At 26.4% G+C, this 4913-nt stretch carries 2 protein-coding genes and 1 tRNA gene; 1 reads left to right on the plus strand and 2 read right to left on the minus strand.

Going from position 1 to position 4913, the window contains the following annotated elements:
* Positions 1-116 precede the first annotated feature (116 nt).
* A tRNA-Arg gene (locus M3Z80_RS09205) sits at positions 117-190 on the plus strand.
* A 765-nt stretch (positions 191-955) separates the two neighbouring features.
* On the opposite strand, the gene M3Z80_RS09210 is transcribed toward M3Z80_RS09205, so the two are convergent.
* On the minus strand, positions 956-1363 hold the full coding sequence (locus tag M3Z80_RS09210; protein WP_293919320.1) for a helix-turn-helix domain-containing protein: 408 nt from the start codon (positions 1361-1363) through the stop codon (positions 956-958).
* 1388 nt (positions 1364-2751) lie between these two features.
* On the minus strand, positions 2752-4913 hold a 2162-nt coding region (locus M3Z80_RS09215; protein ID WP_293919321.1), incomplete at its 5' end, for a heavy metal translocating P-type ATPase.

Consider the following 4913-nt stretch of genomic DNA (forward strand, 5'->3'; position numbering starts at 1 on the left):
ATTACAAGTGCTTCATCCCATTGATTCTATGTATGAAAAAGAAAAAGCTGAAGAAATTTCAAATATTATGATGAAGTTAGAATAAATTATTAGTATAATTGCAAAAATATTTGCAGGGCTACGTAGTTCAACTGGATAGAATATCAGATTTCGGCTCTGAGGGTTGGGGGTTCGAATCCCTCCGTGGTCACTAAGCTATAAACCTTTAGGAAAGGTTTATAGCTTTTTTATTAAATATCGAGCATGTAATTACAAACAATAATGTAAACAGCAATGTAATTACTATGACAAAGAAAACAAAATTCGAGTACTCATACCCTGAAATTTGGGTAAGCTCAAAAACCGGAAAACTTCAAAAAGGAAAAACTTAATCAAGATTGGTATATTCAATGCAAATTCAACGACCCTACAGCATTTAAGAAAAAATTTTTTTTAAACAATTTTTATATGACTGTAAAAGATAGGCCTAAAGAATACCTACAATATTAAAAAATATCGAAAAGTGAATTTGGTAGAACCATTGGTGTATCAAACGCTTATGTATCATCGATGAGAAAATTAATACAGTCTGATAAAATTGAAAGAATTTATGAACTTAATACTGACTGGCTTTTGGCGAGTAAAGTGAGTATTTTAAAATTAGTCAAATAATTTTACAAGCCGATTTGTTTTATTCTTCTAATCCCGTCTTCAATATTACAATATACTTATCTATATGAAGAAGCAAAAAGACAAAATCTAAACAAATATGCTCAATAAGCACTAAAGCCTAAAAAAAATATAAAATTTAGATAAAGAAACCAAAAGGAAAATGGTTTTATAGCCACTTTAAAAAAAGACGTAAAAAATAACATTTCAATAAAAGAGTACGAAAATAAGAAAGAATAATATCAATTTAGTACCTATTGTATTTTGTATATGAATATAAAATTTAAGATCTTAGATAAAAATAATTTTATTTCTTCAACAACTTTTCTAATAATTCATCTTTTTCTTTTAGCATTCTTTCGTATAACTCTTGTTTTTCATTATAGAGTTCTATAATTTTTTCAATAGGATTAAATGTACAGTCGGTATAAGTTGAGTACATAAAACCATGAGTATTGTTAAAAGTATTAGATATAAAACTAACAGTAGTTTCATCATTAAAATTCTTGATAGCATCTACTGGCAATTTTAAAAACTTAGCTATTTTTTCTAAAGTATCTTCTTCAATTTCTTCCTTATTCTCTAGTTTTGATACAGCAGCTTGTGTTATATTTAGTTCAATTGCTAAAGAATCTTGTTTAATTCCTAACATTTCACAAAGTCTTTTTATGTTTCTTCCGTGATGTACTTTCTTGGGTGCTGTATCTATATTCATATTTCTTATTTTCTTATCTACAAAAATATAAAATAATCCGCTAAAAATAACTTATTCTTTTTCGGTTATCTTATTTTAACCAAAGTTATGAATTATTATATGGCGGTACATTTTCTTTACAAAAAATGTATTCGAAATGAATGAAGAATCAATTATAAATATATTATATCTAGTAAAAGATTATGAATATTTGGGATATACAAAAAAATCTATTATAGAAGTATTGCAAACTGCTTTAGTTACAGAAATTGTAAACCTCGAAATTATAGACCATGATAAAAGAATTTTATTTTTTAATTCAATTTTAATAAAAATCCTGAGTTTTCACTCAGGACTAATTTTAAAGACATATCAGGTATTCAACAAGACCTTTCATTCACTAAGTTAGATTAAGTATTAAATTAATACTTTACTTACTAATAAATATAAATTAATTTTTAACGTAATAGATTTTAGTAAATAGATTTTAGTAATTAATTTAAATAAAAATGGTACTTTATATTTTGTGAACATGAAATTATAAATATTTCAAAAAGATTTATTACGGAATTCCATAAAAATATAAGATTTTACTATTTGAAATAATTTTTTTATAAAACAAATAGTTATAAATAATGTATATATTTATTTTTATAATTTATATTATTTATAAATAATTATTTTTATTATAATATAAAAAATATTATTATATTATTTTAACAATAGTAAAAAACTTCAATTTTTTTTAAAAATTAGTTAATAATTTTATAATTGAATCTTGATTAGTTCTTTTAGTGATTAATAGTCAAATAATTACTATATAAATTAATTCATAAAATAAAGTAGCATATAAAATAATATATATAGATTTTGAACTTCTTATAAATAATTTTTGTTTAAAATTATTCTTTTTCTTATTAGCATTTATATAGATCATTTGTTTCAATAGTAATATTGAATCTATGTGGTATATTGATTGTTTTTTTATAAATTATAAAGTATTATTTTATAATATTTATATATGACAAATATTATATTTATATAAATAAAATAATGTCATATATTTGTAGTATTAAAATATTAAATATTTCATTTAATTGTTACATCATATACATTAGTTTAACCTTAAAACACTAAACTTTATGAAGCATGTTAGACTTTCTATTTCATTACTCACATTAATTTATTTTATAGCAATGATTTGTGCAGTATATATAAGCATCGCTATATTAATTAAATAATAGAATATATGTAGATTAATTTTATTTTTTGAGTTTTGTATTATAGCCTCCTTTTATAGGAGGCTTTTTGTTTACTATTTATCTTTAGATCGTCTAAAAAATTCTAAACCCCATATTAGGTTTATACCTATTAATTAATGGTTTATATTTCTAAGAGGTTTTGATCACTTAATTTCTAAATTTCAAAAGAAGGCTGTTACTTACTACACTAACGCTACTTAAAGCCATAGCTGCACCGGCAATCATAGGATTTAATAAAAACCCGTTAATAGGATATAAAATTCCTGCGGCAATTGGAATACCGATAATATTATAGATGAATGCCCAAAATAAATTTTGTTTAATAGTTTTTACTGTTTGCTTAGATAATTTGATTGCTTCAGGTACTTTTAGTAAATCTCCGGAAATTATTGTCATTTTAGCAACTTCTATGGCAATATCAGAACCTCTTCCCATAGCTATACTTACATCAGCTTGAGCTAGAGCGGCACTATCATTTATTCCATCCCCAACCATGGCTACAATTTTAGATTTACGTTGAAGCTCTTTAATATATTCTATTTTATCTTGGGGTGAGACTTCTGCTTTATAAAAATTAATACCGGTATCTTTTGCAACATAATTAGCCGTCGCATTATTATCTCCGGTAAGCATATGAACTTCTATTCCTAAATTTTTTATTTCTTTAATAGCCTTTTCGGATGTTGATTTGATTTTATCTGATATAGAAATTGCCGCAAGTACATTTTTTTCATCGGCAAATAGTATAACCGTTGTTGATAACTCTAGTTTTGTATTTATCCAACTTTTGACCTCATCAGATAGATATATATTATTATTTTTTAATAAAGAATAATTTCCAATAAAATACTTTTGATTTTTATAAATGCCAATAATTCCTTTTCCTGATAAATTATGAATTTCCATATCAGATATAAAAGGAATATTTTCTTTATCAAAAAAATGTATAATTGCACCCGCTAAAGGATGCTCAGAAGATCTTTCAATGCTATATAATAATTGTTTCTTCTCTTCATAATCAGATGAAAACCATTTAATCTCTTCTACAAGAGGTTTTCCCTCTGTTATCGTACCCGTTTTATCCAATACCACGGCAGTGATATTTTTAGTAACTTCAAGACTTTCTGCATCTTTTATTAGAATACCTTTTTCTGCGCCTTTACCGATACCTACCATTATAGCTGTAGGAGTAGCTAATCCTAAAGCACACGGACAAGCTATAACTAATACTGTAACAAAACTTTGAAATCCAAAAATAAATCCTTGATTTCCTCCAAAAAGTATCCATAGTAAAAAAGAAAATACAGCAATAATAAAGACAGCAGGTACAAATATACCGGCTATTTTATCTACCAATTTCTGAACGGGAGCTTTACTTCCTTGAGCTTCTTGTACTGTAGTTATAATTTGAGATAAAAGGGTGTCTTTTCCAACCTTATCGGCGCAAAATTGAAAGCTTCCCTTTTGGTTAATGGTTCCGGCATATACATTAGCACCTTTTTCTTTTTCAACAGGTATTGGTTCTCCGCTGATCATACTTTCATCGACAAAGGAATTTCCAGAAATAACCGTTCCGTCTACGGCAATTTTTTCTCCGGGCTTAACCAAAATTATCATTCCGGGAGTAACAGATTTAATGGGAATTTCTTCTTGATTAGTGCCATTAATTATAACCACGGTTTTAGGTTGTAGCCCCATTAATTTTTTAATAGCCGAAGACGTATTACCTTTGGCTTTTTCCTCTAATATTTTACCTAATAAAACAAAAGTTATGACCACTGCTGAAGCTTCAAAATAGACATGAGGCTTTAATCCGTGACTTAACCAAAAAGAAGGAAATAAAGTATTAAAAATACTAAAAATATAGGCCGTTCCTGTACTTACTGCAACCAAAGTATCCATATTAGCAGTATGATGTTTAGCTTGATTATAAGCACCTTTAAAAAATTGTTTTCCAAATATAAAAACAACTGGAGTTGCTAATAACCACATAACATAATTTGACCAAGATTTATACATTAGTGAAGGAATCATTCCTATAATTAGTAAAGGAATAGAAAAAATCATTGCTCCAATAGTTTTCTTTTTTAGCGACTCATAATGACTTTTTTGTATGGCTTCTACCGAATTTTGAGAATCTTCATTTTGGTCGATAATAAGATTATATCCTGCTTCATTCAAAGATTCTTTCAAACTTTGCGGAGTTATTAGAGAAGGAATATATTCAATATATGCTGTTTCATTTGCAAAGTTTACATTAGCCGATAAAACTCCCGGTTGCATTTTTAAAATGTTTTGGCTGCTATTGG

Origin of the sequence: Apibacter sp., from assembly GCF_025291155.1 — a bacterium.
Taxonomy (GTDB): Bacteria; Bacteroidota; Bacteroidia; order Flavobacteriales; family Weeksellaceae; genus Apibacter.

Coding starts and splice junctions, on each gene's coding strand:
- M3Z80_RS09210 (WP_293919320.1), bottom strand. CDS start 1,363: ATGAATATAGATACAGCACCCAAGAAAGTACATCACGGAAGAAACATA.